We start from the raw sequence: 25505 nt of genomic DNA, 5'->3' as shown, positions 1-25505 counted from the left end.
CGGTGACGTCGCTCGACAAGCCGACCGAAGAGACATCTGCGGACGACGCCCGGGCGGTGACCGAGGCCGCCCTGTTCGAAGCGTTCGGCGGCGTGCGGGGCATGGTCGAGACGGTGGTGCCCGGCCTGCTGTTCGTCACCATCTACACGATCAACAAGGACCTGCACCTGTCGGCGATCGCGGCGCTGGCCGTGTCGCTGGTGCTGGTCGTCGTCCGGCTGGTGATGAAGGACACCGTCAAGCACGCCTTCAGCGGTGTCTTCGGCGTGGCCTTCGGTGTCGTCTTCGCGATGATGACCGGCAACGCCAAGGACTTCTACCTGCCCGGCATGCTCTACACGCTGGGCCTGGGACTCGCCTACATCATCACCACGCTGTGCGGCGTTCCGCTGATCGGGCTGATCCTCGGCCCGGTCTTCAAGGAGAACCTCTCCTGGCGCACGCGGAACCCCGGCCGCAAGAAGGCGTACGCGAAGGCCAGTTACGCGTGGGGCGCGATCCTGCTCGCCAAGTGCGCGATCCTCTTCCCGCTGTACTGGTGGGCCGACACCACACAGCTGGGCTGGGTGCTGGTCGCCCTGAAGATCCCGCCGTTCCTGCTCGCCGTGTGGCTGACGTGGGTCTTCCTGGCGAAGGCGCCCGCGCCGATCGACGTGTTCGCGGAGATGGAGGCGGAGGAGAAGGCCGCCGAGGAGAGGGAGCAGGAGGCTGCTGCTCGGTCCGTCGAGCAGTGACCGGCGTGTGTGCTGGACTCACTGGGGGCTCCGCCCCCAGACCCCCAGGGCCTATGCCCACCCGCCGCCCGACGCGGTCGGTCGAGAGGTGAAGCAAGCAGGAGGGGGCTCCCGGAGTTCCGGGAGCCCCCTCCTGCTTGTCCCCGCAGGGCCCCTCAGCTCGCCGCGCTGTCCCGGCGTACCGACAGCAGGTCCTCCAACTGCTCCTCACGGGCCTGCGCGGCCACGAAGAGGAGTTCGTCGCCCGCCTCCAGGGAGTCCTCCCGGGAGGGCGTCAGGACGCGCGTGCCGCGGATGATCGTGACCAGGGACGTGTCCTCGGGCCACTCGACGTCCCCGACCTGCGTGCCGGCCAGGGCCGACTCCTCCGGCAGGGTCAGCTCGACCAGGTTGGCGTCGCCGTGGCTGAAGCGGAGCAGGCGGACCAGGTCGCCCACGCTCACCGCCTCCTCGACCAGGGCCGACATCAGACGCGGTGTGGAGACGGCGACGTCCACGCCCCAGGACTCGTTGAACAGCCACTCGTTCTTCGGGTTGTTCACCCGGGCGACCACCCGCGGAACGCCGTACTCCGTCTTGGCGAGGAGCGAGACGACCAGGTTCACCTTGTCGTCGCCGGTCGCGGCGATGACGACGTTGCAGCGCTGGAGCGCCGCCTCGTCCAGGGACGTGATCTCGCAGGCGTCGGCCAGCAGCCACTCGGCCTGCGGGACGCGTTCGACCGAGATGGCGGTCGGCGCCTTGTCGATCAGCAGGACCTCGTGGCCGTTCTCCAGCAGCTCGCCCGCGATCGAGCGGCCGACCGCGCCGGCACCGGCAATGGCGACCCTCATCAGTGACCGCCCTCCTCTTCGGGACCCTTGGCGAACACAGCCTCGACCTTGTCGATCTCGTCGGTACGCATCATCACGTGCACCAGGTCGCCCTCCTGCAACACCGTCTGCGAGGTGGGCAGGACCGCCTCGCCGAGCCGGGTCAGGAACGCCACGCGCACGCCCGTCTCCTCCTGGATCCGGCTGATCTTGTGGCCGACCCAGGCGGGGGAGGTGTGCACCTCGGCCAGCTGGACGCCCCCGGTGGGGTCGCGCCACAGCGGCTCGGCGCCCGAGGGGAGCAGGCGGCGCAGCATCTGGTCGGCCGTCCAGCGGACGGTCGCGACGGTGGGGATGCCCAGGCGCTGGTAGACCTCGGCGCGGCGGGGGTCGTAGATGCGGGCGGCGACGTTCTCGATGCCGAACATCTCGCGGGCCACGCGCGCGGCGATGATGTTGGAGTTGTCGCCGCTGGAGACGGCGGCGAAGGCTCCGGCCTCCTCGATGCCCGCCTCGCGCAGGGTGTCCTGGTCGAAGCCGACCCCGGTGACCCGGCGGCCGCCGAAGGAGGACCCCAGGCGGCGGAAGGCGGTGGGGTCCTGGTCGACCACGGCGACCGTGTGGCCCTGTTGCTCCAGGTTCTGGGCCAAGGCGGAGCCCACCCTTCCGCAACCCATGATCACAATATGCATCGCGTCACACCGTGCTTCCTACGGGCCCTCTGACCGTCAACAATGTCCTGCTCATGTCTCTCTTTCGGCTCGCCAGGCACCAGTCGCGGCCTGAGTGCGGGCCGCCAGGCAACATCATGCCGGTGGAATCACGCCATGATGCCTTCCGGGGGCGGTGCCGCGTTCGACTGCCCGAGTCCAACGTATCGGCAAAGTCGAGGGGGTTGCCGAGGGCCCTGCCGGGCCCCGGCGGGGAGGGAACCGACATATGAGTACCGAGATCGACGTCCTCGTCCTGGGAGGGGCGGGCGTGGACACGATCGTGCACGTGCCCGAGCTGCCCGTGCCGTTCGCCGACAGCCACATGATCCGGCCCGGCATCGTGACGCGCGCGGGCCAGAGCGGGGACTTCGTGGCGCTGGCCGCGAGCGCGCTGGGGCTGCGCACGCACCACATCGACATGCTGGGCGACGACCCCGAGGGCGACCTGGTCCGAGCCCTGCACCGGGACCGTGGCATCGCGCTCACCGCCGTCCCCCAGCCGCTCGGCACCAAGCGCGCCGTCAACCTCGTCGGCCCCGACGGCAGACGGCTGTCGCTGTACGACGCCACGCGCTCGGCGGAGACGGACCGGCTGCCCGAGGCCGTGCTGCGGGAGCTGGCCGCGGCCAGCCGGCACGCCCATGTCGTCATCACCCAGCCGTGCGCCCACGCGCTGCCGGTCCTGCGCGAGGCCGGCATCACGATCTCGACCGACCTGCACGACTGGGACGGCTCCGACCCCTACCACGAGCCCTTCGCCCACCAGGCCGACCTGGTCTTCCTCTCCTGCACGGCACTGGCCGACCCGGAGCGGACCATGCGGCGGATCACCGAGCGGGGCCGGGCCCGGACCGTCGTCGCCACCGCCGGCTCGGAGGGCGCGTACCTGCTGGCCGACGGCGAGCTGACCCACGTACCCGCCGCCCCGCCCCCGGCACCGGTCGTCGACTCCAACGGCGCGGGCGACGCCTTCGCCGCCGCGTTTCTCCACGCCTGGCTGCAGGGTGCCCCGCCCCACCACTGCGCCCTGCACGGCACGGTGGCCGGGGCATACGCCTGCACGGTCCCGTCGACCCGGGCGGACAGCATCGGGCGGGAGGAACTGCTGGCCGGGGTGGCTGAACTGGAGCGGGCGCCGGGCTCGTAGCTCTAGGGGGTGTCCGGTCTCCAGGCCGTGTCCGGCGCCACGTTCTTGCGGCGGCTGATGCTCCGCACGCTCGCCGCGGTGAGGATTACGAGGACGAAGAGTGTGGCCGCTGCGCCGATCAGTTCTGCGGTGGGGTGCATGGGACCTCCAGGGGCGGCGACGGCCGGGCGTCGGACGGGGCTTAGTCATATAGGCATGGGAGCCGGGTGACCTGCCGAATCCGCAGCCGCAGCAGCCTCTGAATTCACTCGGAGAGCAGACGGAACGCCGATGAGGGGTGGCGGGTGGGCGAGCCCGCAATCGAACGCTTACGATCCACTGTTGTGTCCAAACTGACCGACGTGCCCAAACGGATCCTGATCGGGCGCGCACTGCGCAGTGACCGGCTGGGGGAAACACTCCTGCCGAAGCGCATCGCACTACCCGTCTTCGCCTCCGACCCGCTGTCCTCCGTCGCGTACGCGCCGGGGGAGGTGCTGCTGGTCCTGTCGATCGCGGGTGTGACGGCGTACCACTTCAGTCCGTGGATCGCGGTCGCGGTCGTGGTGCTGATGTTCACCGTGGTCGCGTCGTACCGGCAGAACGTGCACGCCTACCCCAGCGGTGGCGGCGACTACGAGGTGGCGAACACCAACCTCGGCCCCCGGGCCGGACTGACGGTCGCGAGCGCGCTGCTCGTCGACTACGTCCTCACCGTCGCCGTGTCGATCTCCTCCGGCATCGAGAACCTGGGCTCCGCGATCCCGTTCGTGGTCGAGCACAAGGTGCTCTGCGCGATCGGCGTGATCGTGCTGCTGACGCTGATGAACCTGCGCGGCGTGAAGGAGTCGGGCTCGCTGTTCGCCATCCCGACGTACGTCTTCGTCGCGGGCGTCTTCACGATGATCGCCTGGGGCGCCTTCCGCGGACTGGTCCTGGACGACACCATGCGGGCACCCACCGCGGACTACGTCATCAAGCCCGAGCACCAGGGCCTGGCCGGCTTCGCCCTGGTATTCCTGCTGCTGCGCGCCTTCTCCTCCGGCTGCGCCGCGCTCACCGGCGTCGAGGCGATCTCCAACGGCGTCCCGGCCTTCCGCAAGCCCAAGTCCAAGAACGCCGCGACCACCCTCGCAATGATGGGCCTGCTGGCCGTCACCATGTTCTGCGGCATCATCGCGCTGGCCGCCGCGACCAAGGTCCGCATGGCCGAGAACCCGGCCCGCGACCTCTTCCACAACGGCGTCCCGCTCGGCGGGGACTACGTGCAGAACCCGGTGATCTCCCAGGTCGCCGAGGCCGTCTTCGGCAAGGGCAGCTTCCTGTTCATCGTGCTGGCCGCGGCCACCGCGCTGGTGCTGTTCCTCGCCGCCAACACGGCCTACAACGGCTTCCCGCTGCTCGGCTCGATCCTCGCCCAGGACCGCTACCTGCCGCGCCAGCTGCACACCCGCGGCGACCGGCTGGCCTTCTCCAACGGCATCGTGCTCCTCGCGGGCGCCGCCGGACTGCTGGTGTGGATCTACGGCGCCGACTCCACCCGCCTGATCCAGCTGTACATCGTCGGTGTGTTCGTGTCGTTCACGCTCAGCCAGACCGGCATGGTCCGGCACTGGAACCGCCACCTGGCCACCGAGCAGGACCAGGCCAAGCGCCGCCGCATGATCCGCTCGCGCGCCATCAACGCCTTCGGCGCCTTCTTCACCGGCCTCGTGCTGGTCGTCGTCCTCGTCACCAAGTTCACGCACGGCGCGTGGGTCGCCCTGCTCGGCATGGTGATCTTCTACGCGACGATGACGGCGATCCGTAAGCACTACGACCGCGTCGCCGAGGAGATCGCCGCCCCCGAGGGCCCGAGCGACGACAGCGTACGGCCCTCCCGCGTCCACTCCGTCGTCCTGATCTCCAAGATCCACCGCCCCACGCTGCGCGCCCTGGCCTACGCCAAGCTGATGCGCTCGGACACGCTGGAGGCGGTCAGCGTCAACGTCGACCCGGCCGAGACCAAGGCGCTGCGCGAGGAGTGGGAGCGGCGCGGCATCGACGTACCCCTGAAGGTCCTGGACTCGCCCTACCGCGAGATCACGCGGCCGATCATCGAGTACGTCAAGGGACTGCGCAAGGAGTCGCCGCGGGACGCCGTGTCCGTGATCATCCCCGAGTACGTCGTCGGCCACTGGTACGAGCACCTGCTGCACAACCAGAGCGCCCTGCGGCTGAAGGGCCGGCTGCTGTTCACGCCGGGGATCATGGTGACCTCGGTGCCGTACCAGCTCCAGTCCTCGGAAGTGGCCAAGCGGCGGGCCCGCAGGCAGGCGGAGTGGAACGCGCCGGGTTCGGTGCGGCGGGGGCCCGCACAGGTACGGTCGAAGGAATCCAACGAGCACAAGTCGTGAGACGACGGCTCGTGTGACGGTTCGTGTGAAGCGGCCGGGCGGCACCCACGTAGACTGGTGGGCTGTTGTCCGGCCGTTTCCGTTCGGCCCTTGCCCCTCACGTGTTTTGGAGTCACCCCACCATGCAGGCAGAACCGAGGAAGTCGCTGGTGGGGGAGGAGTACGAGGTCGAGATCGGCCCCGTCGCCCACGGCGGCCACTGCATCGCCCGTACGTCCGAGGGCCAGGTGCTGTTCGTCCGGCACACCCTGCCCGGTGAACGGGTCGTGGCGCGGGTGACGGAGGGCGAGCAGGGCGCACGGTTCCTGCGTGCGGACGCGGTGAAGATCCTGGACGCCTCCAAGGACCGGATCGACGTCCCCTGCCCGTTCGCCGGCCCCGGCCGCTGCGGCGGCTGCGACTGGCAGCACGCCAAGCCGGGCGCGCAGCGGCGCCTGAAGGCCGACGTCATCGCCGAGCAGCTCCAGCACCTCGCCGGGCTCACCCCGGAGGAGGCCGGCTGGGACGGCACGGTGATGCCCGCCGAGGGTGACAAGGTGCCCGCGGGCCAGGTCCCGTCCTGGCGTACCCGCGTCCAGTACGCGGTCACGGCCGACGGCCGCGCGGGCCTGCGCCGGCACCGCTCCCACGAGGTGGAGCCGATCGACCACTGCATGATCGCCGCGGAGGGGGTCAGCGAGCTGGGCATCGAGAAGCGGGTGTGGACCGGCATGGACTCCGTCGAGGCGATCGCGGCGACGGGTTCGCAGGACCGCCAGGTGATCCTCACGCCGAAGCCGGGCGCGCGCCTCCCGCTGGTCGAGCTCGACCGCCCGGTGTCGGTGCTGCGCGTGGACGAGCGCTCCGGCGGTGTCCACCGCGTCCACGGCCGCCCCTTCGTCCGCGAGCGCGCGGACGGCCGGACCTACCGCGTCGGCAACGGCGGCTTCTGGCAGGTCCACCCGCAGGCGGCGGACACCCTGGTGACGGCCGTCATGCAGGGCCTCCTGCCGCGCAAGGGTGACATGGCCCTCGACCTGTACTGCGGCGTCGGCCTCTTCGCGGGTGCCCTCGCCGACCGGGTCGGCGAGCAGGGCGCGGTCCTCGGCATCGAGTCCGGCAAGCGGGCGGTGGAGGACGCGCGGCACAACCTCGCCGACTTCGACCGCGTCCGCATCGAGCAGGGCAAGGTCGAGAGCGTCCTGCCGCGCACGGGGATCACGGAGGTCGACCTGATCGTCCTGGATCCGCCGCGGGCCGGGGCGGGGCGGAAGACGGTGGAGCATCTGGCGTCGCTGGGGGCGCGGCGGATCGCGTATGTGGCTTGTGACCCGGCTGCGTTGGCTCGGGATCTGGGGTACTTCCGGGATGGGGGGTATCGGGTGCGGACGTTGCGGGCGTTCGATCTGTTTCCGATGACGCATCATGTGGAGTGCGTTGCGATCCTTGAGCCTGCGGCAAAGGGCTCCTGACCTGCAGGTTCGGGTGATGTGCGTTCTGTGCGTCGAGTAGCTGGGGAGCCCTGCTCATTTCTGAGCCCGTGCGCCGGAAGCCGCTCCTGGCCGGCCAGCGCACGGACCCGGGCTCGTCACCGCCAGATGGACTTCAGCTGCCACGCCCGCATGTCGTCGAGCGTGGCGGTGCCTCCCTCGGCGAAGACCTCGACGCCGGTGCTGGAGGGGTCGGGGAAGATCTGGTCGGTGATCACGGCCTCGCCGTTGCCGCCGAAGACCTCGACGGAGGACCAGTCGGCCAGGATCCGCAACTTGACCTTGCCGTTCTTGGGCTTCAGCGGTGCGGTCTGGATACCTGGGAAGGTGCTGTTGAAGTCCCCGGCTCCGGAGCGGGTGCGGTCGACGTACAACTCCTGAGTCGTGGTGTCGTAACCGATGACGGTCTCCTCGCCGCCCGCGCCGGTGCGCACCTTCAGGCCGAAGCGGTCGGCGTCCTTGAGGGAGAAGGTCGCCTCGATGTCGAGTGCCTTGCCCTTGGCCGTGGGGCGGATCAGGGGCTTGGAGGTGCTCTTGACGGTGATGTCGGACGCCGTCGCCGGGCGCTTCCCCCGGAGGGACTCCAGGCTGCCCACCGGCTTGCTGGTCAGCCGGATTCGGCCGTCCACGGTACGCAGGGCCATCTCCCTCGGAACGCTCTGCGCGCTGCGCCATGGGGAGGTGGGGATGGACTGGCCGTAGTCCCAGTTGTTCATCCAGCCGATCATGTAGCGCTTGCCGCCCGGCGCGTTCTCCCAGGAGACCGCCGCGTAGTAGTCCTTGCCGTAGTCGGCCCAGTCGGCGCGCTGTACGACGGACTTGGCGGGCTTTTCGGCCGTGGTGAACTGGTCGGCCAGGACGTGGCCCCAGCCGCCGGTGTTCATGTCGACGATCTGGATCCGCGCCTTCTTGCCGGCGTACGGGCGCATGTCGAAGGAGGCCCAGTCCAGGGTCTCGCTGTCGGCGCCGGTCGCGCTGCGGACGACTCGGCCGTCGACGATCAGGTTGACGGAGGTCTCCTGGGAGACGCGCTGGGCCGGGGCGTCGGACAGCATGATGTGGTCGACGTTGATATGGCCCCAGCCACCGGTGTTGTCGTCGACGATCCTGATCCGCGCCTGCTTGCCGGCGAGGTCGCTGACGTCCCAGGAGGCCCAGTTGAGTGCCTCGGCGTCCTTTCCGGTGGCGCTGCGGACGACCTGGCCGTCCACGAGGAGCTCGACGGCGGTCGGGTTGTCGGAACCTGCGGCGTGATTGCCCCCGCCGATGAGGAAGTTGATGTGTTTCTTGTCGATGGTGAACTCGGGTGACGTGAGGGTGCCGGTGGTGGAGTCGCCGTTCAGGAAGGTGTTGGCCAGACCGTCTCCCAGGAAACCGGAGAGCTGCTGCTGGCCGGGGAGGGTGCCGGTGGCCGGTGCGGTGCCGAAGGCGTCACCGGTCGCCGTCCAGTCGCCGTAGGTTCCGCCTTCGAAGTCGGCGAGGACCGTGCCCTCGGGCGGAGTGCTGTCCATGACGGTTCCGGCCTCGTGCGGATGCCGCCCGCCGCCGATCTTGAAGTTCAGGTAAGGGCTGTCGACGGTGAAGGAGGGGGAGCTGAGGATGCCGGTGGTGCCGTCACCTCCGTGGAAACTGTTGACGAGGCCCTTGCCGTCGAAGCCGTCGACGGTCCCCTGCCCGTCCACCGCCCCGGCTGCCGGTCCCTGGCCGAACGCGGTGCCCGTGTTCGTCCACGTACCGAAGCCGGTGCCCTCGAAGTCCTGTACCACCTTGCCCGTGGGCGGTGTGTAGGTGCCCTTGTCGTCCGCGGTGAACTTCTTGCCGTCGAAGTCTCCGACGAAGTACTGGGCGGCCGAACCGCCCGCGATACCCCCGGGGTTGATGTTGACGACCAGGACCCACTTGATCTTCTTCTTGTCCCCGTCGACCGCGAGGGGGAACAGGTCGGGGCACTCCCACACGCCGCCCGTCGCGCCGGCCGGGCCGAACTCGCTCTGCAGCTTCCAGTCCTTGAGGTTCTTGGACGAGTAGAACTGCACCTTGTGCTCGGCGGACAGTGACACCGTCATCAACCAGCTCTTGGACGGTGCGTACCACTGGACCTTGGGATCGCGGAAGTTGGTGGAACCGATGTCGATCACGGGATTGCCCTGGTACTTGGTCCAGGTGCGGCCGCGGTCCGTGCTGTAGGCGAGCGACTGGGCCTGCTTGCCCCCGTTCTTGTAGGCGCTGGTGTAGATGGCCACCATGGGAGGGTTCTTGTTCGTGCCGAATCCGGTGGTGTTGTTCCAGTCGACGACCGCGCTGCCGGAGAACACCATCTCCTCGTCGTCGTGCGACAGGGCGAGCGGCAACTCCTCCCAGTGCACGAGGTCCTTGCTCACCGCGTGCCCCCAGGACATGTCGCCCCAGGTGTTGCCGTTCGGGTTGTACTGGTAGAAGAGGTGATACTCGCCCTTGTAGTAGACCAGGCCGTTGGGGTCGTTCATCCAGTTCTTCTGCGGTGTGAAGTGGAACTGGGGTCTGTAGATCTCCGTGTACGGCGGGGCGTCGGCGGCGACGGCCTGCGGGGCGAGCGGTGCGGCGGACAGGGCGCAGACGGTCGCCACCGCCGCCATCATCCGTATGCGGGCATTTCGGGATACGCGTACAGAGCTCATGGTGTCTCCTTGTCCCGCGGCCGTCGGCGCAGCGGGGACTGCGGCTTCTGCGCGACGGACCGAAAAGTGCACCCGGGCCGGGGCCGACCATCCGGGTCGTCGGTTCGGGGTGTCATCGTTGACTTGTGTCATCGATGACAGCGAGTGCCCGATTATGAAGCCCAATACGGTCTCCGCGTCAACGGTCCGGGCGCGATTGCTCCGGTACGACCGGCAGTTCATCGGCTGTCGCCGGGCGCCGCGAACCGCGCCGACCCGTCGGCTGTGGCGGGCTCTTGGCGTAGGCGCTCATCCCGGGCCCTTCGGTGACGCCGAGCACGTCCGTGCCGGACAGTTCCGAAGTCGCCGCCCCCGGCGGAGACTCAGTCGACGCTCCAGTCCATCCGCTCCCGGTAGGTGAGGAGCTTGTCGATCGGCGCCCGCGAGGAGCAGATCAGCGTGACGCCGCGGGCCTTGAGCTGGGCCACATTGATTGACGCCGGAGGCGAGCGCGGCCAGCAGCTCGGCCGTGGTGCCGGCGGGCGCGGTCAGTCAGTGCCCGAGAGGTGAAGTGCGTGGCGGAGGGGCGTGATCACAGCCACCGGATCGTCCGCGCAGTCCGGTTCACGACCGTCGCGTAGCCCACGCCGATCACCAGAGAGGCGAACAGGGCGGTGATCGGGAAGTTCTCCTGGAGGTAGGGGTAGACCTGGTAGTGCGTCAGGTAGATGTACAGGGAACTGCTGGCCAGGACGCCCGCGAGTGTGCTGAGGGGGCCGAGGCTGGGCAGGGTCGGTACCCAGATCAGCAGCCCCAGACCGGCGATCACGAGGGCCGTGCGCAGGGGCTGGTCCTCGAACAGGCCGGGCACGGTGAGCAGCAGTGCCGCGGTCAGCAGGGCACGTTGCCGCACGGTGTCCGCCCGGGCGGCCGCCCACCCCAGTGCGAAGAGCCAGAAGACCACTGAGGGGCTCAGCTGGGGTCGGACGGACGCCAGGCCGAGCAGGTCGTAGCGGCCGGCCAGGCCGATGGCCATGAGGGCCAGCGGCACGCCGAACGCGTACCGTCGCTCCAGCCGGTCCAGCAGCGGTACGGCCATGAGGAGAGTCAGGGCGATCAGGAAGTAGACGAGGGCCTCCACGAACCAGTAGGCCCAGTCGAAGCGATCGTTCCCCTGGTCGATGAGGGTGTTGAGCAGCAGGGCGTTGGCGGGATCGTAGAAGTCGGTCAGGAGCACGGCGCCGGTGATCCACACCATGCTCGGCACGGCTATGCGGGCGATGCTGCGCCACAGGCGCCGTATGCGCTCGCGGCGTGTGGCGTCTGTCAGGAGGAAGCGGGCGAAGTTGTAGCCCGCCACGCCGAGGAGGATGTGGGCGAAGCCCTTGATGTCGAAGATCCGGACGTGTGAGCCGACGATGAGGACGATTCCGGCGGCGCGCAGGACGACGCCGGTCTCCAGGGTGCGGCGGGTGCGCCAGGAGTCCGGGCTGGTCCAGGTGCGCAGTGCGCTTCCGATTCCCCGCTCCCGCCGCGGCACCGATCCGTCCCGATCGTCCGGTGTCCGGGCCACGTGTGCGGTCTGGGGACGCAGCTCGCGGATGGTTCTCGTGTGCCAGTCGGCCGGCAGGTGGCCGAGCGACTCCTCCAGGCGCAGCGACATCTCGACGTAGGACAGGGAGTCGCCGCCCAGGCTGACGAAGCTGCTGTCCTCGGTGACGTCGACGCGGTCGAGGATCTCCGCGTAGAGGCGGACCAGATCCTCGGCGGGGTCGGGCGCTGTCTCCGCGGAGGGGCGCGTCAGTTGTCGTACGGCCTCGTAATCGGGCTTGCCCGACGCCAGGCGGGGGAGTTCGGCCAGGGCGCGGACCCGTAGGGCGTGCGGCGGGAGCCCGCACTCCTGCGCTATCAGCCGCCGGATGCGGCCTTCCGCGCTCGCGTCCCCGAGCGCGGTCACGGCCAGGGTCTCACCGTCCCCCGCGCAGTACGCGGCGACGCCGTGTGCCTCCAGCAGGGTCTCGATGCGCTGCGGGTCGATCCGCAGACCGAGGATCTTCACGAAGCGGCTGCGGCGGCCGATGATCTCATACAGCCCATCGGAAGCGCGGCGGGCGAGGTCCCCGGTGCGCAGGTCCTCGACGGTGCGGCCGAGGGAGAGGTCGGCCGGCCTCTCGGCGTAACCGAGCATCACGTTCGGCCCCGAGTAGACCAGTTCCCCGGCATCCGGACCGTGTCCGTCGACGGGGTCCAGCCGGAACGAGCCGCCGGGTATCGGCACACCGATGGCCTCCGGGCGCTCGGCGGCGAGCCGGGGCGGGAGGTAGGCCATGCGGGCCGTTGCCTCGGTCTGGCCGTACATCACGAACAGCTGCCAGCCCGCACGGCGGCCCGACTCGGCGTACCGGGCGACGCGTTCCGGCGCGAGGCGCCCCCCGGCCTGGGTGACGCGGCGCAGGTGCGGCAGGTGCATCCGTGCGAACCCGACCCGGTCGAGCAGGTCGAAGGTGTACGGCACTCCTGCCAGCGAGGTGCCGCGGGCGGTGCGGAACTCGTCCCAGAAGGCGGGGTCGGACACCGACCGTTCGGTGAGGACGAGCCCGGCGCCGCGCAGCAGGTGGCTGTGGATGACGGACAGGCCGTAGCAGTAGTGCATGGGCAGCGTGGTGGCGGCCCGGTCGGTGTCGTCGATGCCGAGGTAGGTGGCGATGGATTCGGCGTTGGCCTGGAGGTTGTCGTGGGAGAGCCGGACCAGCTTGGGTGAGCCGGTGGAGCCGGAGGTGCTCAGCAGCAGGGCCAGGTCCGGGTGGAGGGTGTGGGCGCTCGTGGGGTGCCGTTCGTCGAGGGTCCAGGTCCCGTCGGTGTGCGGGTGGGCCACGACGTCGGGGGCGTACGCCTCGGTCAAGGAGCGGATCGTGCTCTCGCTGTCGCCCGGGACGAGCAGGACGGGGTGGCCGGCGGACAGGGCGGCCAGGTGTGTGACGAGCGCGTCGGTGCGGTTGGCACCGGCCAGCAGTACCAGCCGCCGTACGGGCCCGAGGCGGTCGGCGGTGAGGGCCACCCGCTCGGCCAACTCGCGATACGACAACGTCCCCTCTGGTGTGATGAGCGCGATGCGGTCACCGTGTGCCGCGAGTTCGCATGCGAACGGCACCGCATTCGGCCGCGGGAGCGGCAGGGCGGGCGTGGCCGGGTGGACGGCGGCACCGGAGGGGCCGGTCGGACGGGGAACCGGGAGCGGCGCCGGGACGGGCACGGAGGAGTGGATCACGGGGCGCGCCCTTTCCGCGGCAACGTCCGCTTTAGCAACCCTTGACTGTTAGGCAAGCTTTACCTTATTCATAACGTGGTCGAAAACAAGCCACAGAAAAGTCACAGGATCGCTTCGCCCCTCGCTCTCCACCGACAGCACCGGCGGCGTGTCAGGCGAGCCCCGCAGGAAGGCACCCACCATGCGACGCCCCACGGCTCGTCAGATCACCGCGCTGGTCACGGCCGGTCTACTGCTTCCCGCCCTCGCCGCATGCGGCTCCGAGGACAAGGACACCGAAAGGAAGAACGGGGACTCCTCCCTCGTCATCTACTCCGGCCGCAACGAGAAGCTGGTCAAGCCACTTCTGGACAAGTTGGAGGAGGCTGTCGGTGCCAAGGTCGAGGTGCGCTACGGCGACAGCGCGGAACTCGCCGCCCAGATCCTGGAGGAGGGCGACCGCACCAAGGCCGGGCTGTTCTTCTCCCAGGACGCCGGCGCGCTGGGCGCCCTGTCCAAGGAAGGCATGCTGCAGAAGCTCCCGCAGGCGACTCTCGACGAGGTGGACGACGCCTACCGCGGCTCCGGCGGCGACTGGGTCGGCCTCTCTGGGCGTGTCCGCGTCATCGCGTACAATCCGGACAAGGTGACCGAGGGCGAGGTCCCGGACAGCGTCTTCGACGTCGTCAAGCCGGAGTGGAAGGGCAAGGTCGGCTTCGCGCCCACCAATGCCTCCTTCCAGGCGTTCGTCACCGGCATGCGGGTCCTGAAGGGCGACGACGTCACCCGCGAGTGGCTCGAGGACCTGAAGGCGAACGGTGCCAGGACGTACGCCCACAACCTGGCGACCCTGGACGCGGTCGAGGCCGGCGAGGTCGAACTCGGCCTGGTCAACCACTACTACTGGTACGAGCGGGTCGCCGAGAAGGGCGAGGACGAGGTCGACGCCGAGCTCAAGTTCCTGCCCGGCAAGGACCCCGGCGCGCTGATCAACGTCGCCGGCGCCGGCATCCTCAAGGACAGCGGGCAGAGCGCGACCGCCCAGAAGGCGGTGGACTACCTGCTGTCGAAGGAGGCACAGACCTACTTCGCCGACGAGACCAAGGAGTATCCGCTGGCCGCGGGGGTCACCAGCAAGGTCGAGGGCCTGCCGCCGTTCGATTCCCTGGAATCCCCCGACATCGACCTCGGCAAGCTGCAGTCCCTGCAGGAGACGCTGGCCATGCTCCAGGAAGTCGGACTGGTCTAGCTGTCGTGCCCACATCGCCGTCTTCCGCGCGCCCGACCGGAGCCCTCGCCGCCCCGGTCGGGCGCGAGTCCCAACACGGGCCGGGCAGGGGTCGCGGACGAGGGACGCGCCTGGCGGGACGATGGGTCACGGCCGGTCGCAGACCGCCCCTGATCCTGCTCGTCCCCGCCTGCGTGGCCGCCTTGTTCGCCCTGCTGCCACTCGGCTACCTCGCCGTCCGCGCCCTGGAACGCGGCCCCGCCTTCGCCTGGAACGTCGTCGCCGACCGACGCACCCTGGACCTCCTCGGACGCAGCCTCGGCCTGACCGCCGTGGTGGTGACCGCCTGTCTGGTCCTGGGTGTCTCACTGGCCTGGCTCACCGTCCGCACGCGACTGCCCGGCGGCCGCGCATGGTCGGTGCTGGCCACGCTGCCGCTCGCCGTGCCCAGTTATGTCGCCGCCTTCGCCTGGCTGTCGGCCGAACCGGACCTCGCCGGTTTCGGCGGCGCCGCCCTCGCGCTCACGCTGGTCAGCTTCCCGTACGTGTATCTGCCGGCAGCCGCGGCCCTGCGCGGCATCGACCCGGCGCAGGAGGAGGCCGCGCGCTCCCTCGGCCACGGCCCCCTCGGAACCTTCCTCCGCGTCACCCTGCCGCAGCTGCGACCGGCCGCGGCGGGCGGCGCCCTCCTCGTCGCGCTGTACGTGCTCTCCGACTTCGGCGCGGTCTCCCTGATGCGGTACGACACCTTCACCCGGGCCATCCACACCTCCTACCGCGCCTCCTTCGACCGCACTCCGGCCGCCGCGCTCAGCGTCGTCCTCGTGGCGATGACGATCGCGCTGGTCGCTGCCGAAGCCCGTACCCGCGGCCGGGCCGGCCACGCCAGGACCGGAACGGGCACCGCCCGCCCGGCCGTTCCGGTCGCCCTCGGCCGGTGGCGGCCCTTCGCCCTGCTGTGGTGCGGCACGGTGACGGCCGTCGCCGTCGCCTTCCCGCTGGGCACCCTCGGGTACTGGCTGGCCGTCGGCAGCTCGGCCACCTGGGACCTGGGCGGGCTCGCTCAGACCACGTGGGCCACGTTCGGGGTCGCGGCGGCGGGCGCGGGTCTCACCACGCTCCTCGCCCTGCCGGTCGGGGTGATCGCCGCCCGGCACCGGGGGCGCGGCGCAGGCCTGCTGGAACAGGCGGCCTACGCCGGCCATGCGCTGCCCGGCATCACGGTCGCCCTCGCGCTGGTCTTCTTCGCCGTGCGCTACGCCTACCCGCTCTACCAGCAACTCCCGCTGCTGGTCAGCGCGTATGCGGTCCTCTTCCTGCCGGTCGCGGTGGCTGCCACCCGGGCCGCCGTTCTCCAGGCGCCGCCCGTCCTGGAGGACGTGGCCCGCTCGCTCGGCCGGCGACCGTGGCAGGTGCTGCGCGAGGTCACCGTGCCGCTGGCCGCGCCCGGCGTGGCCGCCGGCGCCGCGCTCACCTTCGTGGTCTGCATGAAGGAACTCCCCGCGACCCTCCTGCTGCGCCCCACCGGCATGGACACCCTCGCCACCAGGCTGTGGACCGAGACCGGCGCGGGATCCTTCGCGGCCGCCGCCCCCTACGCCGCCGCGCTGATCCTGCTGGCCGCCGTCCCCTCGTACCTCCTAGGCAGGCACCGGACATGAACGAACTGCACGTCGAAGGGCTCACCAAGTCCTACGGAGCCGGGGAGCCGGTCCTGCGCGGGCTCGAACTCACCGTCCCCGCAGGCGCGTTGGCCGCCGTCCTCGGCCCCTCCGGCTGCGGCAAGACCACCCTGCTGCGGATCGTCGCCGGATTCCTGCACGCCGACGCGGGCACCGTCCGCCTCGGCGACCGCACCCTCGTCGGCCGCGGCGTCCACATGCCGCCGGAGCGCCGCCGCATCGGCATCGTGCCCCAGGAGGGCGCCCTCTTCCCGCACCTGAACGTCGCCCGCAACGTCGCCTTCGGGCTGGCCGGCACCGACCGGACCGAACGGCGACGACGCACCGAGGAGATGCTGGACCTGGTCGGCCTCGCCGGACACGGCGACCGCATGCCGCACGAACTCTCCGGCGGCCAGCAACAACGCGTCGCCCTCGCCCGCGCGCTCGCCCCTCGCCCCCGACTCGTGCTCCTGGACGAGCCGTTCAACGCCCTGGACAGCGCGCTGCGGACGGGAGTGCGGTCGGACGTACGGGCCGCGTTGCGGGCGACCGGCGCCACAGCGGTCCTCGTCACCCACGACCAGCAGGAGGCCCTGTCCACCGCTGACCTCGTCGCCGTCGTACGGGACGGCCGGGTCGTCCAGTGCGACACCCCGCAGAACCTCTACGGCCGCCCCGCGGACCCCTGGATCGCCGACTTCGTCGGCGACGCCGTCCTGCTGCCCGCCACGGTCGACACCGACGGCACAGCGAGGACCGCCCTGGGCCCCGTACCCCTCGCCGCCCCCCCTGCCGGTCTGCGCGCCGGCACGGTCCTGCTCCGGCCGGAACAACTCCTCCTGACCGACGCGGACTCCGAGGGCTCGGTCAGGGGCACGGTGACCGACGTCTCGTACCACGGCCACGACGCCATGGTCACCGTGACCGTCGAAGGCCACGACACCCCGGTCGGCATCCGGGTCGCGGGCCCCCTGACCGTTCGCCTGGGGGAGAGGACGGGTGTGCGCGTCGTGGGCGAAGGCGGCCTTCACCGTAACGACGGTTCACCGGAGCCCATTGCTGGTTAGGGTGACAAGCAGGGACTGGCGGGGGCGCGGCAGCGCGGTGGCGGCGGGGGACATGGGACTGCGACACGAACCACTGCCGCGGAAGACCGCGTTGCTGCCCCCGGCGCTGCGCATGCCGCTCGGGATCGTCGCGGCCCTCGCCGCGCTGGTGGTCCTCGTGCTCGGGGTCCTGGTCGCCGGAGACAGCGAGCCCGGCAGGGTGGACAGGTGGGTCGTCCGGCCGACGGCGGACAGTGTGGGACCGCCCTGGCGGCACGTCGCTCTGGGCACGGACTTCCTGGGGGAGCCCGTGGGAGCGGCGGCGCTGGTCCTGGCCGTCGTGGCAGGCTGTCTGCTGGTTCGGTGGCCCCGCGCGGCGGTGCTCGTCGTGGGCGGCGCCGGCATGAGCGTCGGGACGACTACGCTGCTCAAGCCTCTGGTGGGACGCACCATCCACGGCGACGGCAACCTGTCCTACCCGAGCGGGCACACCGCCTTCCTCACCGCGCTCGCCGTCACGGTGGCGCTGTGCGCGGCCGGCCGGCTCGGCCTCGGCAGGACGGCCGGCACGCTGCTCGTGCTCGCCGCGGCGCTGGTCGCCGGGGCCGCCATGGGCTGGGCGCAGGTCGCCCTGGGCGCGCACTACCCGACCGATGTCCTCGGCGGCTGGTGCACCGCGCTTGCGGTGGTACAGGCGACCGCGTGGCTGGTCGATCGGCCGGCCGACGCCCGGCGACGCTGACCTCACGTCACGCCAAGCGGCGGAACACGGGCTTCACCGGTCGTCTCCCCAGCCAGGGTGTGGGGTCGGCGGCGTCCAGTGCCTTGCGGTACACCGCGCATGCCTGGGCCACCACGTCGACGGTGTGGTCGATGTCGGCCTCGCTGAGCGCGCTGCTCACCACGAACGACGGGGCGAGCACCCCGCCCGCGAGGAGCCGGCGCAGGAACAGGGTGCGGTACTGCTGCGACGGCTGCCCGTTCTCGTCGAGGGTGGCGAAGACCAGGTTGCTGGCCCGGCCCCGGACCACGATCTGGTCGCCGACGCCCATGCCGGCCGCGGCGGCGCGGACCCCGGCGGCCAGCCGCTCGCCGAGGGCGTGCAGTCGAGCGGTGACGCCTTCCTCGGAGTAGGTGGTCTGCACGGCCATCGCGGCGGCCAGGGAGTGCGTTTCCGCGCCGTGCGTGGTGGACAGCAGGAACACCCGCTCGCCGGAGTGCCGCAGGCCGCCGCGTTCCATCAGGTCGCGGCGCCCGGCCAGCGCGGAGACGGCGAAGCCGTTGCCCAGCGCCTTGCCGAACGTGGACAGGTCGGGGACGACGCCGTACAGGCCCTGGGCGCCCGCCTCGGACCAGCGGAAGCCGGTGATCATCTCGTCGAAGATCAGTACGCAGCCGTGCCGGTCGGCCAGCTCGCGCAGGCCGGCGAGGTACCCGGGCGGCGGCTCGGTGTGGGTGGCGGGTTCGAGGATCAGGCAGGCGATCTCGTCCCGGTGGCGGGTGAGCAGCTCCTCCGTGGCGGCCAGGTCTCCGTACGGGAACGACACGGTGAGGTCGGTGGTCGACGCCGGGATGCCGGCGGACATCGGCGTGGTGCCGATGAACCAGTCGTCGACGGAGAAGAACGGATGGTCGGCGCAGAGGGCCACGCGCGGGCGGCCGGTCGCGGCGCGGGCGAGGCGTACGGCAGCGGTGGTGGCGTCGGAGCCGTTCTTCGCGAACTTCACCATCTCGGCGGTCGGCACCGTGGCCAGGAAGCGTTCCGCGGCCTCGACCTCGACGATGGACGGGCGGACGAAGTTGGAGCCGCGTTCGAGTTCCCGCCGCACCGCCTCGATCACGCGGGGGTGGGCGTGGCCGAGGCTGACCGAGCGCAGGCCGGAGCCGTACTCGATGTAGCGGTTGCCGTCGATGTCCCACACGTGGGCGCCGTGGCCGTGGCTGATGACCGGGGCCAGGTGCTCCGGGTACTGGTCGTCGCCCTTGGCGTAGGTGTGCGCGCCCCCGGGGATCATGGCGTGCAGGCGCTCGTTCGCCCTCCGCGACCGCGGCAGGACGAACTCCTCCGTCTCTACGGTGTGTTCGGTGTCCACGTGGACCTCAGCTTTCCAAGTGCTTCAGGACCTCGGCGAGGCTCGGCGCCTCCCGGTCCCGCTGGGACATCGAGGTGACCGGCAGCGGCCAGGGGATGGCGAGCTCCGGGTCGTCGTAGGCGATCGTCACGTCCTCGGCCGGATCGTGCGGGCGGTCGATCCGGTACGAGGTGTCGGCGGTTTCGGTCAGCGCCTGGAAGCCGTGCGCGCACCCCGCCGGGATGTAGAGCGTCGTCTGGGTGTCGCCGGACAGCTCGAAGAAGGCCCGGCCCAGGTAGGTCGGCGAGTCCGTCCGCAGGTCCACGACGACGTCGAAGACCTTGCCGTACGAGCACCGCACCAGCTTGGCCTCGCCGGCGCCGGAGCGCAGGTGCAGACCGCGCAGCACGCCCCGGACCGAGCGGGACAGGCTGTCCTGGACGAAGGCGCCCGGGTCGAGGCCGACGGAGCGGACCACGTCGGCGTCGAAGGTGCGGCAGAAGAAGCCGCGTTCGTCGGCGTACGGCGTCGGCTCGAACAGGTACGCGCCGGCGATCTGCGGGACTTCGGTCGCCTTCATCGAGCCTCCCGATACGTGGGGGTCTGGGTGGGGTCCGCCGCCGGGAACAGGGCCGTGGTCAGGGCGGTGAACTGGTCCTCGAGTTGCCGGGCGGTGACCCGGTTCCGCTCGGTGAGGGTCCGTCGCAGTTCCGCCGAACGCTTCTCCAGCGCCCGGAACTGTTCGAGCAGCCGGTCGGCGTCGACCTCGCGCGCCGGGTGGCAGAACGCGTCCAGCCCCATCCGGGCCATGAGCGCGTCGCTCTTCGCCGCGTAGCTGAGGGCGAGCGTCGGTGTGCCGGCCTTCAGGGCGCAGACCAGGTTGTGGTAGCGGGTCGCCACCACGGCCTCGGCAGCCGCCGTCTCCGTCATCAGGCCGGCCAGCGAGGCCGCCTCGGCAGCGGTGACCAGCGGCGAGTCCACCGCGTCGAGGATCGCCGCGACCACCGGCGCGTCGCACGCGTCGCCGGTGAGCAGCCGGACCGGCCTGCCGTCCTCGACCAGCGCGCGGACGAAGCGCGTCACCCCGTCGAGGTAGCGCCGGTGGATCTCCTCGGCCCGGGCGCGGTCGTCGTTGCCGCCGTGGAACGCCATGACGCCGACGCAGACCGGGCCCGGTGAGTCCGGGGGCCCCGGGGGCGCGCTCGTCCGCGGTGCCGGCAGGGCGAAGGCGAGGTCCGGGTAGACCTCGTCGCGCGACGTGTCCACGCCCATCGCCCGCATCGCGTCGCGGGACTGGTCGTCCCGGTACGAGCGGTACGCGGCCAGCCGCGCCGACCAGCGCACCAGGGCCCGGGTCGGCCGGTCGCGGATCGGGGCGGCGCCGACGCCGACCAGCGCGACCCGGGTGCGCAGCAGCCGGCCGGACGCGCAGAGCAGGAACAGCGAGTACGGGAAGCCCCACGGCCGCAGCGGCAGCGTGGCCTCCAGGACGCCCATGCCCGGCACGATCACCGCGTCGTGCCGCCGCACCCAGGCGGCGGTGCGGAACACGTCGACGAGTTTCCCCAGGCCCTTCGCCGCGATCGCGCCCGCACGCGAGGCGGTCCGGTACTCCCCGCGGTACCAGTGCAGCCGCGTCGCGGGGATGCCGTACCGGGCCGTGACGACCTCCGGGCCGCCGCAGAGGGCGTCCACGACCGCCTTCGGGTGCTCGGCGCGCAGGTATCCGAGCACGGCTTCGAGCGACCCGTCGTTGCCGAGGTTGCCGGAGCCCAGCAGGCCGAACACGCCGATGCGGGCAGGGGTCACGCCCGCCTCCCCTCTCGGCCGGCGACGAGGGCGTCGACGGAGACCGTGAGCCGGTCGGGGGCGACCGGGGCGCGGTCCTCGACCCGCTCGCCGGCGCCCGGCCGGACCCGGCTGGTCAGCCACGCGGCCAGGTGGCGGTAGCAGGTGCGCCGGTCCGCCGGGGACAACGGCGCCCGCCGGATCGCGGAGGCGAAGCCCCAGACGTACTCGGCGAGCAGCCGGGGCGTCGGGTGCAGCGGCCCGGCCCGGCGCGGGTCCAGGTTGACGCACCGGGAGCGCTTGGACGGGTTCGCCCGCTCGGCGCGGGTGGGGTGGTCGCGGCGGAAGTACAGCAGGTCCGGCACCTGGTGGAAGGGGCCGTGCAGGGTGATCTCGGCGACGAACGTCCGGTCCGCGTGGTGGTAGCTGTCGTGCGGTTTCACGCGGCGCAGCACGTCGGCCCGCATCACCCCGTAGAAGTCGTCGCCGCCGGGCTCGAACAGCAGGCTGCGGAAGCGCTCCGGCGCGTGCGGCGAGTCGGTGGCGAGCCCGTACGCGTAGGGGACCTTCACCTGGCCGTCACCGTCGATGACCGCCTGGCCGGAGTGCGCGAGGATCACGTCCGGCCGCTCGTCCAGCGCCTCCACACAGCGCCGCAGCAGGTCCCGGGCGTACAGGTCGTCGTGCGAGGCCCACTTGAACAGCTCGCCGCGGCACTCGGTGAACACGTAGTTGTGGTTCGGCGCGGCGCCGATGTTGCGCGAGAGGCGGATGTACCGGATGCGGGAGTCCTGCGCGGCGTACGTGCGGCAGATGTCCTGGGTGCCGTCGGTCGAGGCGTTGTCGGAGATGACCAGTTCGAAGTCCTCGTAGGTCTGGCCGAGCAGGGCGTCGAGCGCCTCGGCGAGGTACTCCTCGCCGTTGTAGACGGGCAGGCCGATACTCAGCCGGGGATGGGCGGTCATGGCGTCCTCACTTCACGGAAAAGGTCTTGGTGGCGCTCACGCAGGGCGGAGCGCAGGTGCAGCCACCACACGGCCGAGCTGCAGACGGTCGCGGCGGCGACGCCCCAGGCCGAGCCGACCGTGCCGGCCACGGCCGCCCCGCCGAGCCCGCCGATGACGTAACAGGCGGAGGCGAACAGCTGGCTGCGCAGGCTGCGCCGGGCCGCGCCGAGCGCGCGCAGTCCGGCCGCCGCGCCGGTGCCGAGGCCGGCGCCCGCGACGCCGAGCGTGGCCGGCACGATGAGCTCCGCGGCAGAGCTCCAGACGTCGCCTAGCACGAGTTCGCCGAGCCGGTCCGGCATCAGCAGCAGGGCCGTGCCCCACAGCAGTGCGGCGGCGGCCTGCCCGCCGCCGAGCAGGAGGCAGAACCCGGCCAGCCGGTGCGGGGCTCGCCGCAGCACCCGTGCCGCCTCCGCGACGGTGACCAGCGAAAGCCCCATCAGCACGGCGAGGAACGGGCCGAGCAGCAGCTCCGCGCCCCGGACCGCACCCACCGCGCCGACGCCGACGATCGCGCCGAGCCCATACGCCCGCAGCTGGCTCGCGCCGCTGACGCCGACGTTCTCGACCAGGTACCGGTAGCTGAGATCGCGCTGCTCGCGCAGCCACGCGCGCGCTCCGGTCAGCCGCGGCCGGATGCCGGCCTGGAAGCAGCCGTACACCGCGGCCACCGCGGCGGAGGCGCCCCAGGCGAGCACGAAGGCGGCCACGCTGCCGACGCGGGCGGCCACCACCATGGCCGGGACGAGCGCGACGCCCCACACGACGTCGTTGACGAACGCCTTCCGCCCCTTGCCGGCGGCGAAGAACGCGTACCGCCAGGCGTCCTGCAGCAGCAGCCCCGGCAGCATGACGCCGAGGCAGGCGAACGCGGAGCCCACGCTGCCGCCGAGCGCCGGCCCGGCCACCACACACGCCGCGCCGATGGCGGCACCGACACCGACGGCGGTTCCCGACGACCGGGCCACCGCCCCACGCCAGGAGGCGTCCGACACGCCGCTGAAGCGCACCACGAGCGGGTCGGTGGCCAGCCCGCGGGAGACGCTGAGCACCACGCCGTAGGTCACCCAGGCCAGGCCGAACACGCCGAACGCGGCCAGCCCGAGCGAGCGCGCCACGTAGATGCCCACCGCGAAGTTGGTCACGCTGGAGGCCGCCTGGTCGGCCAGTCCCCAGGACAGCCGGCCGACGAGGGCCCGCCGGGCGGACCCGGCCGGTGTCGTCGTCTCCCCGTCGGTGGTCATCGGCGTCATGCCTTGATCAGTCCGGCGCCGCGCAGGGCGTCGGCCGCGGCGGCGACGGTGCCGAACGGCAGCCCGGACCGCTCGGCGACGTCCAGCAGACTGTGCTCGCCGTCGGAGAGGTTGAGCACCCAGAGCATGGCCATCTGGGCCTGCTTGGTGTCACTGCGGCCGCCGAGCGCGTCGTACAGCCCACGGCGGCCCAGCTGCGGTTCGCCATAGGGGCTGAGGTTCAGGTACCTCCGGTTGCGGTCCAGGACGGCGAACGCCTCGCGGCAGACCGCCAGGGTGTCCGCCATCGCCTTGGGGGAGACGAAGTCCAGGTTGTCCGCCGAGGTGTGGTACTCGGGGTAGCCGGCGTACGGGGTCCGGGTGAGCGAGCCCACGCCCAGATCGAACCCTGGCGAGCAGAACTGCCGCTCGTCATAGCCGTACGGAGTGAACTCGGTGACGCGGTGCGGGCGTTCGGACGCGGCCAGCACGTGCCGCAGCACGCGGTCGATCTCGGCGTCGCCGCGCCTGCTCTGCTTGTACGTCAGGTCGCCCGGGTCGCCGGCGCAGGCCAGCACCAGCCCGTGCTTGACCCGCTCCACCCGCTCCGCGTTGCGGGCGAGCCAGGTGATCGCCCCGATGGTGCCGGGCGCGAAGAGGAACCGGTAGGTGTAGTACGGCGTCCGCTCCGCCAATTCCCGGGCCAGGAACGTCGCCACCGCGATGCCGGCCAGGTTGTCGTTGGCCAGCGACGGGTGGCAGACGTGGCAGGAGACGATCACCTCGTCGGGGACCTGTCCCGGGACCACGTGCTCGGCGTAGGTGAGGTGGCCGTCGGCGAGGGTGGAGTCGATGCACACCTCGTACTCGCCGTCCGGCATCGCGTCCAGGGTCTCCTGGGCCAGGCAGAACCCCCACTCCGGCTTGTAGTAGCTGGTGCGGTACGGCACCCAGCTCGGGTGCTCCGGCAGGGTGTGCAGGTGTTCCCGCAGCTCGGCCAGCGGCAGGGTCGCCGACACCGGCACGCTGTAGCCGAGGACGTGGAGGCTGGACGCGGCGAAGTCGACGACCCGGCGGCCGGTGGTGTCGGCGATGTACGCGTCGCGGATGTTCCACTCCTGCGGCACGGTCCAGTCGAGCACCTGGGTCCCGGTCGGCACCTCGTGCACCCGCAGCGGGATGTGCTCCCCGACGATGTCCAGGGTGGCGCGCACGCCGTCGCCGGTGATGCTCCGGCACAGCGGGTACAGCCGCTCCACCAGCGCGTACATCTCCTCGCCGGTCGCGGTCATCGGCTGTTCGCCGGCCGCGGTCACCGGCGCCACCGCAGGGTGTCGTCGACGGTGCCGGCGTCGGACGCGGCGCGCAGCACGGCGAGGCGGGTGAAGCGCCGGTCGAAGTCCCCCCGGGTCAGCCCGTGTTTCCGGTAGGCGTCGGCGAGTTCGAGCGCGCCCCGCTTCACCGTCCACTCGCAGTCGAAGCCGGGTATCGCCGCGCGGAACCGGGAGAAGTCCACCCGGTACGACCGCGGATCGGCCCCGGTCTCCCCGGTGATCACGACCTTCGAGCCGGGTACCGCCTCGGCGACCTGCCCGGCGATCTCGGCGACCGTGACGTTGTTGGTCTCGCTGCCGATGTTGAACGCCCGGTCGTGCACGGCTTCCCGCGGTGCCGTCAGCGCGGCCGTGAAGGCCCGGGCGATGTCGGCGGCGTGCACCAGCGGGCGCCACGGGGTGCCGTCGGAGAGCACCAGCACCTCGCCGGACAGGAGCGCGTGGCCCACCAGATTGTTGAGCACGATGTCGGCGCGCAGCCGGGGCGAGTAGCCGAAGGCGGTGGCGTTGCGCATGAACACGGGGGTGAAGTCGCCGTCGGCCAGCGCGTGCAGGTCGTCCTCCACCCGCACCTTGGACTCCGCGTACGGCGTCACCGGGCGCAGCGGGGCGTCCTCGCCCACCAGGTCGTCGCCGCCGGCGGCGCCGTAGACCGAGCAGGTGGACGCGTACAGGAAGCGCCGCACTCCGGCGTCGCGGGCCAGCCGGGCCAGCCGCACGGACGCGTGGTGGTTGATGTCGTAGGTGAGCTCGGGCGCCAGCGATCCCAGCGGGTCGTTGGAGAGGGCGGCCAGGTGGATCACGGCGTCGACGCCGGCCACGTGTTCCGCCGTGACGTCCCGCAGGTCGACCCGGTGCCCCTGCGGGTCGGCGGGCGTCGGGCCGAGGACGCAGTCGGCGAACAGGCCGGCGTCGAGGCCGACGACTTCGTGTCCGGCGGCCGCGAGGACCGGGGCCATCACGGTGCCCAGGTAGCCCTGGTGTCCGGTGAGCAGTACGCGCAA

The 25505-nt window shown here is 71.5% G+C and carries 20 protein-coding genes; 8 read left to right on the top strand and 12 right to left on the bottom strand.

Annotated features, from left to right (window positions below; genetic code table 11):
* The first annotated feature begins 2 nt into the window (after positions 1-2).
* Positions 3-734: a DUF3159 domain-containing protein gene (locus tag ABZ192_RS07025; protein WP_356923490.1), complete on the top strand. Its 732-nt coding sequence runs from the start codon at positions 3-5 to the stop codon at positions 732-734.
* Between the two features lie 155 nt (positions 735-889).
* Here the strand turns inward: ABZ192_RS07025 and ABZ192_RS07020 are convergent, their stop codons facing one another.
* A complete protein-coding gene (locus ABZ192_RS07020) occupies positions 890-1567 on the bottom strand; it encodes a TrkA family potassium uptake protein (protein ID WP_010035052.1) in 678 nt (225 codons plus the stop codon).
* Positions 1567-2238: a TrkA family potassium uptake protein gene (locus tag ABZ192_RS07015; protein WP_356923489.1), complete on the bottom strand. Its 672-nt coding sequence runs from the start codon at positions 2236-2238 to the stop codon at positions 1567-1569. Before ABZ192_RS07015 ends, ABZ192_RS07020 begins: the two co-directional genes overlap by 1 nt.
* A gap of 247 nt (positions 2239-2485) precedes the next feature.
* Between ABZ192_RS07015 and ABZ192_RS07010 the strand changes: the two genes are divergently transcribed.
* The gene (locus ABZ192_RS07010) at positions 2486-3406 is read left to right on the top strand and encodes a PfkB family carbohydrate kinase (RefSeq protein ID WP_356923488.1); all 921 of its coding nucleotides are present in this window, start codon (positions 2486-2488) and stop codon (positions 3404-3406) included.
* A 2-nt stretch (positions 3407-3408) separates the two neighbouring features.
* On the opposite strand, the gene ABZ192_RS07005 is transcribed toward ABZ192_RS07010, so the two are convergent.
* Positions 3409-3546, bottom strand: a complete 138-nt coding sequence (locus ABZ192_RS07005; protein WP_356923487.1) for a hypothetical protein — start codon at positions 3544-3546, stop codon at positions 3409-3411.
* 183 nt (positions 3547-3729) lie between these two features.
* On the opposite strand from ABZ192_RS07005, the gene ABZ192_RS07000 reads away from it, so the two are divergent.
* Complete coding sequence (locus ABZ192_RS07000; RefSeq protein ID WP_356923486.1) at positions 3730-5781, top strand: APC family permease; 2052 nt, start codon at positions 3730-3732, stop codon at positions 5779-5781.
* Between the two features lie 122 nt (positions 5782-5903).
* Complete coding sequence (locus ABZ192_RS06995) at positions 5904-7232, top strand: class I SAM-dependent RNA methyltransferase (RefSeq protein ID WP_356923485.1); 1329 nt, start codon at positions 5904-5906, stop codon at positions 7230-7232.
* Between the two features lie 116 nt (positions 7233-7348).
* Here the strand turns inward: ABZ192_RS06995 and ABZ192_RS06990 are convergent, their stop codons facing one another.
* Both ABZ192_RS06990 and ABZ192_RS06985 read right to left on the bottom strand, forming a co-directional pair.
* Positions 7349-9907, bottom strand: a complete 2559-nt coding sequence (locus tag ABZ192_RS06990; protein WP_356923484.1) for a GH32 C-terminal domain-containing protein — start codon at positions 9905-9907, stop codon at positions 7349-7351.
* Between the two features lie 571 nt (positions 9908-10478).
* Complete coding sequence (locus ABZ192_RS06985; RefSeq protein ID WP_356923483.1) at positions 10479-13154, bottom strand: AMP-binding protein; 2676 nt, start codon at positions 13152-13154, stop codon at positions 10479-10481.
* A gap of 181 nt (positions 13155-13335) precedes the next feature.
* Between ABZ192_RS06985 and ABZ192_RS06980 the strand changes: the two genes are divergently transcribed.
* The 4 genes from ABZ192_RS06980 to ABZ192_RS06965 all read left to right on the top strand — a co-directional run bounded on the left by ABZ192_RS06980 (position 13336) and on the right by ABZ192_RS06965 (position 17813).
* On the top strand, positions 13336-14382 hold the full coding sequence (locus tag ABZ192_RS06980; protein WP_356923482.1) for an iron ABC transporter substrate-binding protein: 1047 nt from the start codon (positions 13336-13338) through the stop codon (positions 14380-14382).
* Positions 14383-14555: 173 nt separating this feature from the next.
* On the top strand, positions 14556-16022 hold the full coding sequence (locus tag ABZ192_RS06975; protein ID WP_356923481.1) for an iron ABC transporter permease: 1467 nt from the start codon (positions 14556-14558) through the stop codon (positions 16020-16022).
* Complete coding sequence (locus ABZ192_RS06970) at positions 16019-17092, top strand: ABC transporter ATP-binding protein (protein WP_356923480.1); 1074 nt, start codon at positions 16019-16021, stop codon at positions 17090-17092. The genes ABZ192_RS06975 and ABZ192_RS06970 overlap by 4 nt, the downstream gene beginning before the upstream one ends.
* Before the next feature lie 52 nt (positions 17093-17144).
* Positions 17145-17813, top strand: coding sequence for a phosphatase PAP2 family protein (locus ABZ192_RS06965; protein WP_356923479.1), 669 nt, complete (start codon positions 17145-17147; stop codon positions 17811-17813).
* A 7-nt stretch (positions 17814-17820) separates the two neighbouring features.
* Here ABZ192_RS06965 and ABZ192_RS06960 read toward each other — a convergent pair whose 3' ends face one another.
* The 7 genes from ABZ192_RS06960 to ABZ192_RS06930 are packed head-to-tail and all read right to left on the bottom strand — an operon-like array spanning position 17821 to position 25505.
* The gene (locus tag ABZ192_RS06960; RefSeq protein ID WP_356923478.1) at positions 17821-19164 is read right to left on the bottom strand and encodes a glutamate-1-semialdehyde 2,1-aminomutase; all 1344 of its coding nucleotides are present in this window, start codon (positions 19162-19164) and stop codon (positions 17821-17823) included.
* Between the two features lie 7 nt (positions 19165-19171).
* On the bottom strand, positions 19172-19723 hold the full coding sequence (gene rfbC / locus ABZ192_RS06955) for a dTDP-4-dehydrorhamnose 3,5-epimerase (RefSeq protein ID WP_356923477.1): 552 nt from the start codon (positions 19721-19723) through the stop codon (positions 19172-19174).
* Positions 19720-20937: a polysaccharide pyruvyl transferase family protein gene (locus tag ABZ192_RS06950; RefSeq protein WP_356923603.1), complete on the bottom strand. Its 1218-nt coding sequence runs from the start codon at positions 20935-20937 to the stop codon at positions 19720-19722. The genes rfbC and ABZ192_RS06950 overlap by 4 nt, the downstream gene beginning before the upstream one ends.
* An 11-nt stretch (positions 20938-20948) precedes the next feature.
* Positions 20949-21896, bottom strand: coding sequence for a glycosyltransferase family 2 protein (locus ABZ192_RS06945; protein ID WP_356923476.1), 948 nt, complete (start codon positions 21894-21896; stop codon positions 20949-20951).
* Positions 21893-23179 carry a hypothetical protein gene (locus ABZ192_RS06940; protein ID WP_356923602.1) on the bottom strand — a complete coding sequence of 429 codons (1287 nt, stop codon included), beginning with the start codon at positions 23177-23179 and terminating at the stop codon, positions 21893-21895. The genes ABZ192_RS06945 and ABZ192_RS06940 overlap by 4 nt, the downstream gene beginning before the upstream one ends.
* Before the next feature lie 5 nt (positions 23180-23184).
* The gene (locus tag ABZ192_RS06935; RefSeq protein WP_356923601.1) at positions 23185-24459 is read right to left on the bottom strand and encodes a DUF4910 domain-containing protein; all 1275 of its coding nucleotides are present in this window, start codon (positions 24457-24459) and stop codon (positions 23185-23187) included.
* Positions 24460-24479: 20 nt separating this feature from the next.
* Complete coding sequence (locus tag ABZ192_RS06930; RefSeq protein WP_356923475.1) at positions 24480-25505, bottom strand: SDR family oxidoreductase; 1026 nt, start codon at positions 25503-25505, stop codon at positions 24480-24482.

Source organism: Streptomyces sp. NPDC006235, assembly GCF_040613735.1.
GTDB lineage: Bacteria > Actinomycetota > Actinomycetes > Streptomycetales > Streptomycetaceae > Streptomyces.
This window is presented reverse-complemented; position numbering and strand designations above follow the sequence as displayed.

Coding starts and splice junctions, on each gene's coding strand:
- ABZ192_RS06945 (WP_356923476.1), bottom strand. CDS start 21,896: ATGACCGCCCATCCCCGGCTGAGTATCGGCCTGCCCGTCTACAACGGC.
- ABZ192_RS07020 (WP_010035052.1), bottom strand. CDS start 1,567: ATGAGGGTCGCCATTGCCGGTGCCGGCGCGGTCGGCCGCTCGATCGCG.
- ABZ192_RS07015 (WP_356923489.1), bottom strand. CDS start 2,238: ATGCATATTGTGATCATGGGTTGCGGAAGGGTGGGCTCCGCCTTGGCC.
- ABZ192_RS07010 (WP_356923488.1), top strand. CDS start 2,486: ATGAGTACCGAGATCGACGTCCTCGTCCTGGGAGGGGCGGGCGTGGAC.
- ABZ192_RS06995 (WP_356923485.1), top strand. CDS start 5,904: ATGCAGGCAGAACCGAGGAAGTCGCTGGTGGGGGAGGAGTACGAGGTC.
- ABZ192_RS06980 (WP_356923482.1), top strand. CDS start 13,336: ATGCGACGCCCCACGGCTCGTCAGATCACCGCGCTGGTCACGGCCGGT.
- ABZ192_RS06965 (WP_356923479.1), top strand. CDS start 17,145: ATGGGACTGCGACACGAACCACTGCCGCGGAAGACCGCGTTGCTGCCC.
- ABZ192_RS06935 (WP_356923601.1), bottom strand. CDS start 24,459: ATGACCGCGACCGGCGAGGAGATGTACGCGCTGGTGGAGCGGCTGTAC.
- ABZ192_RS06940 (WP_356923602.1), bottom strand. CDS start 23,179: ATGACCACCGACGGGGAGACGACGACACCGGCCGGGTCCGCCCGGCGG.
- ABZ192_RS06990 (WP_356923484.1), bottom strand. CDS start 9,907: ATGAGCTCTGTACGCGTATCCCGAAATGCCCGCATACGGATGATGGCG.
- ABZ192_RS07005 (WP_356923487.1), bottom strand. CDS start 3,546: ATGCACCCCACCGCAGAACTGATCGGCGCAGCGGCCACACTCTTCGTC.
- ABZ192_RS06970 (WP_356923480.1), top strand. CDS start 16,019: ATGAACGAACTGCACGTCGAAGGGCTCACCAAGTCCTACGGAGCCGGG.
- rfbC (WP_356923477.1), bottom strand. CDS start 19,723: ATGAAGGCGACCGAAGTCCCGCAGATCGCCGGCGCGTACCTGTTCGAG.